We start from the raw sequence: 4,555 nt of genomic DNA on the forward strand, positions 1-4,555 counted from the left end.
AGCCGGCTCAGCGTGCGCCCATAGGCCGCCCACAGCTCCAGATCCTCAGCCGAAAGCCCTTTCGGCCGGCGGGGCGCTGGTTTTTCCAGCGCCCCCCGGCCCACCTGGTTGCGTCGCGCCATCTGAGCTCAGGCGCCGGGCGGCTTGAAGAAAAGCGCGGCGGCGGCGGCATGCGCCTGCTTGGCCTTGATCTCCGCCTCCACCCGGCGGATTTCTTCCTGCAATTCCGTGATATAGAGTTGCAGCTCCTCCACCCCCAGAGTGTCCAGAACCGGTGGCTCCAGCCTCTTTTTCTTCCGTGGCGGCAGGTCTTCTTCAGAAAATGTCATGGTTTGGACTTGACCAAAAGGTGGCGCGGGCTCGATAACCCCGCCAGTTGTACTTGCGGGGCCGAAGCGAGTAACTATGTCCGTTTCGGGCGCCTCGGCCCGAAACGAGAAAAGGTAATCGATCCATGTCCTTGCCCTTGATGCCCAAAGCTACCGCAGTCTGGCTGATTGACAAGACCGGCCTCACTTTCGAGCAGATCGCGGATTTCTGTGGCATGCATCCCCTGGAAGTCCAGGCGATCGCGGATGGCGAGGTCGCGCAAGGGATTGTCGGCTACGATCCGGTGATGAACAAGCAGATCACCGCCGAGGATATCCAGCGCTGCGAGGCTGACAGCTCCCGCCGGCTGAAGCTGCTGCCACAGCCGGAAATGCACAAGAAGCAGAAGGGCGGGCGCTATACCCCCGTGGCCAAGCGCAATGACCGCCCGGATGCCATTGCCTTCCTGCTGCGTTCCTACCCGCATCTCACCGACGCGCAGATCGTCAAGCTGCTGGGCACCACCAAGGACACCATCCAGAAGATCCGCGACCGCTCGCACTGGAACGCCGCCAACATCAAGCCGCGCGACCCGGTGATTTTGGGGCTGTGCAAGCAGTCTGACCTGAACGATGCGGTGAATGCCGCCAATGAGCGCGTCACCCGCGAAGGCCTCACCCCGCCGCCGCCGCCCGGCCCGGCCGAAGCGGCCTGATAAACGCGACGGGCCGGAGATAACCAAGCAAGGGCAGCAAAAAAGGGGGCTTTTCGCCCCCTTTTCCGTATTCCGACGCTGGCGCATCATGCTTTGAGCATAAAGCGTCAATAGCATGAGGCGCCAAATTTTGCTTTGGCGAGCAATTTCATGCGTTTATCTTGACGCTATCGCGTCAATCTCAACACATATTGCTCTCGTCTCTTATTGAGTACGTATCCGTTCCATCTCTTCCTTGAGCCGCAATTTCTCAACTTTCAGGCGGGAAAGTGCCGCCATGTCCGGTAGCGGCCGCCGATCCTCGGCGGCGATCTGGCTTTCCAGGCTGGCATGACGCCCTTTCAGGGCCGCGAGACGTGATTGCAGGTTCATGGTGTCTCCTAATGGCTGATGGCCAACGAAACCCGGGTGCCCCCTTGATCGGCGGGCTGTGCCCGGATGCTCAGGCTAGTCCCATTGCCATCGAACTGTCACGTGAAATCGGGATCAGTTGGTTTGTGGGCGGATCAATTCTGTGGATAACCGAATTTTTCCATCACCTTCCCGTGCGCGGCCCAGATCTTGCCGGCCTGGGCGGGGCTGAGCCGGCCGCGCCAGCCCCCGGCCTCGCCCTGGCGGAAGAATTTAGCCTCACCCGGGCCGCCGGCGCGGTAGCCCTCCCGCGCTTCCTGCCCGGCCAACCTCTTGAAGCTGCTGAATTCGATCGCCCGGCTGAGCCGCTCCGGGTCGGGCACGTCCCCGGCCGCACCCAGGAAGCGGATGATCCGGCCAAAGCCGCGCTGCGGATCGGCCAGCAGATCCTCATAGCGCACCAGCAGACGTCGCGGGGAGGCGACCCAGGAGAGCGCATGGGCGGACCAGGAGGAGAGCAGCTCGAACACCTGGGTGCCATCCGAGGCATTGGCAGCACCTTCGGCGTCCATGAAATCGATGATCTCATCCACGGATTTGCCGGTGAAGGCGGCGTAAGAGAGGGCCACATCGCGCGGATCGCGGACGATATAGATCGCCCCGGCGGTGGCTTCGGGCGTGATCAGCTGCACCCCATGCGCGCTGAGATGGGCGTTATGGGTTTTCACGAACACCAGATCCTCATGCAGCCGGGTCAGGGCCTCATGCACCTGGGGCCGGCGCGCTTGGACCTCGGCGGGGGGCAAAATCTCCCCCGGCGTGCCGAAAAACGCCATCGCGCATTCGGAGATGGTGACATCCACCAGCGCGTTGATGCTGTGCGGGGTCCGCGCGTTCAGCACATAATTATGCAGAAACGCCCTGACCCAGGTATTGCCGGATTTGGGATAGGAGGCGAGCCAGACCAGCTTGCCCATGCACGCCTCCTGATTTTTACGCCGCTTCCGCCGCTTCCGAAGCCGCCGTGTCGCGGCCGAACAGGAAGTCGATATCATCGGCGTTGAAGGCCATGCCGCCGGCATCCTGGAAGGCGATGGAGGCCAGCTCCGCCTTGCGCTGCTGCAGCTCCAGAATCCGCTCCTCGACCGTCTCGGTCGCGATCAGCTTATAGACGAACACGGATTTGGTCTGGCCGATCCGATGCGCGCGGTCGGAGGCCTGGGCCTCGATCGCCGGGTTCCACCAGGGGTCGTAATGGATGACGGTATCGGCCGAGGTCAGGTTCAAACCGCGCCCGCCGGCTTTCAGCGAGATCAGGAACAAGGGCACCTCGCCGGCCTCGAAGCGCTGCACCGGGGTGGCGCGGTCGCGCGTATCGCCGCGCAGCTCGACGAAGGGAATCCCCGCCTCGTCCAGGCGCGGCTTGATCAGATCCAGCATCGAGGTGAATTGCGAGAACACCAGGATGCGCCGCCCTTCCGGGATCAGCTCGGAGACCATCTCCATCAGATCATCCAGCTTGGCGGAGCTTTCGGTGCCGCGCGTGGCCCCCAGCTTCACCAGGCGCGGGTCGCAGCAGGCCTGGCGCAGCTTCAAAAGCGCATCCAGCACGATGACCCGGCTCTGCGCCAGCGTGCGCTCGGCCATCTGCTCCTTCACCGTCTCATACAGCGTACCGCGAATGGTCTCGTAGAGCTCCCGCTGGTCCGGCGCCAAAGTGATGCGGCGCAGGATGGTGTGCTTGGGCGGCAGCTCCGTCGCCACCTCGGACTTGGTGCGGCGCAGGATGAAGGGCTGGATGCGGCTGATCAGCTGGCCGCGCACCACCGGATCGCCGTTCTTCTCGATCGGCGTGCGGAAGCGCTTGGTAAAGCCGCGCCGGTCGCCCAACAGGCCCGGCATCAGGAAGGCGAATTGCGACCACAGCTCGTCGAGATTATTCTCAATCGGCGTGCCGGAGAGGCAGATCTTGTTCTCGGCCTTGAGCTGGCAGACCGCGCGCGTCGCCCGCGCCTCGGGGGATTTGATCGCCTGCGCCTCGTCCAGCACGGTGAGATGCCAGGGCAGCGGCTTCATGAATTCGATGTCGCGGGTCAGCACCGTATAGGTGGTGACGACGACATTCACATCTTCCAGCTTGTCGCGCTTCTCATGGCGCTCCATGCCGTGCAGCACCTCCACCCGCAGATGCGGGGCGAATTTGCGCAGCTCCGCCGTCCAGTTGGCGACCAGCGAGGTCGGCACCACGATCAGCGCCGGGGCGGTCAGCCGGCCCTCGGCATGTTCCACGCAAATATGCGCGATGGTCTGCGCGGTCTTGCCCAGCCCCATATCGTCGGCCAGGAAGGCGCCCAGCCCGTGCCCGGCCAGATGCTGCAGCCAGTCCACGCCATGCTGCTGATAAGGGCGCAGCGACCCCTTGAAGGCCTCCGGCACTTCCACCGGGATGATCTCCGGCTCGCCGCGGAAGCGCTCGACATAGGCCTCGATATCGGCGGCGTTCTGCCAGGATGTGGTGAGCACATCCTCCAGATCCAGCACCGTGGCGGCGGCCCCCACGGGGAGAACCAGATTTTTCTCGGCGGTGCGCCCGGCGGCCTCGATCAGATCGCCCATCACGTTCAGCAGCCGCTTGATGCGGTCCGCCGGCAGCTTGATGACGCGGCCATCCTCCAGCGAGGTGATGATCTCGCCATCGACGATCTGCGCCGCCTCATAGCCGCCACGGGCCAACAGATGCTCCAGGATCGGCAGCAGCGGGTGCCGCTCGCCATCGATCTCAATGCCGAATTCCAGGCTGAAATTGCCCTTCTCGGCATCCTGCACCACCACGTCCAGATTGCCGACATTATCGGCCAGCTGCGGGCCGAAATTCGCGTCGATCTGTGCCTGCCAGCCTTTCTCGGTGAGTTCCGGGATGCGCACCGCGACGAAATGGTGCCATTTGGCGGCGGCATCCTCGCCCCGGAACACCAGCACGCGCTGGCCGCGCGCGGCTTTGCCATCGGCCACGCGCATCTGCACGAAGCCATCCGGGCGCAGCTCGTCCAGGGCCGCGGCTTCAGCCGCCGGGTCGCGGCGGATGAAGGCGATCTGCCCGCCGGTGCGGATGCGCATGAACTGGCTGTCATCGGCGCCATCCACGCGCACGCCGCCATAGTCGAAATCCAGCGTCAGCAC

Annotated in this window: 5 protein-coding genes; 1 reads left to right on the forward strand and 4 read right to left on the reverse strand. The window is 64.0% G+C overall.

The window, feature by feature from the left end:
• Positions 1–128: 128 nt before the first annotated feature.
• Positions 129–329, reverse strand: a complete 201-nt coding sequence (locus MXAZACID_RS13260) for a DUF1192 domain-containing protein (protein WP_008494931.1) — start codon at positions 327–329, stop codon at positions 129–131.
• A gap of 125 nt (positions 330–454) precedes the next feature.
• Here MXAZACID_RS13260 and MXAZACID_RS13265 point away from each other — a divergent pair, with 125 nt between their 5' ends.
• Positions 455–1,024: a DUF1013 domain-containing protein gene (locus MXAZACID_RS13265; protein WP_008494932.1), complete on the forward strand. Its 570-nt coding sequence runs from the start codon at positions 455–457 to the stop codon at positions 1,022–1,024.
• Positions 1,025–1,228: 204 nt separating this feature from the next.
• Here MXAZACID_RS13265 and MXAZACID_RS18370 read toward each other — a convergent pair whose 3' ends face one another.
• From MXAZACID_RS18370 to MXAZACID_RS13275, 3 genes are all read right to left on the reverse strand, one after another.
• Positions 1,229–1,396 (reverse strand): YdcH family protein, encoded by a 168-nt coding sequence (locus tag MXAZACID_RS18370; RefSeq protein ID WP_008494933.1) that lies wholly within the window; start codon positions 1,394–1,396, stop codon positions 1,229–1,231.
• A 134-nt stretch (positions 1,397–1,530) separates the two neighbouring features.
• Positions 1,531–2,352 carry a sulfotransferase domain-containing protein gene (locus tag MXAZACID_RS13270; protein WP_008494934.1) on the reverse strand — a complete coding sequence of 274 codons (822 nt, stop codon included), beginning with the start codon at positions 2,350–2,352 and terminating at the stop codon, positions 1,531–1,533.
• 16 nt (positions 2,353–2,368) lie between these two features.
• On the reverse strand, positions 2,369–4,555 hold a 2,187-nt coding region (locus tag MXAZACID_RS13275), incomplete at its 5' end, for a DEAD/DEAH box helicase (protein WP_168118437.1).

The organism is Acidocella sp. MX-AZ02 (genome assembly GCF_000306035.1).
GTDB classification, from domain to species: Bacteria; Pseudomonadota; Alphaproteobacteria; order Acetobacterales; family Acetobacteraceae; genus Acidocella; species Acidocella facilis.

Coding starts and splice junctions, on each gene's coding strand:
- MXAZACID_RS18370 (WP_008494933.1), bottom strand. CDS start 1,396: ATGAACCTGCAATCACGTCTCGCGGCCCTGAAAGGGCGTCATGCCAGC.
- MXAZACID_RS13260 (WP_008494931.1), bottom strand. CDS start 329: ATGACATTTTCTGAAGAAGACCTGCCGCCACGGAAGAAAAAGAGGCTG.
- MXAZACID_RS13265 (WP_008494932.1), top strand. CDS start 455: ATGTCCTTGCCCTTGATGCCCAAAGCTACCGCAGTCTGGCTGATTGAC.
- MXAZACID_RS13270 (WP_008494934.1), bottom strand. CDS start 2,352: ATGGGCAAGCTGGTCTGGCTCGCCTCCTATCCCAAATCCGGCAATACC.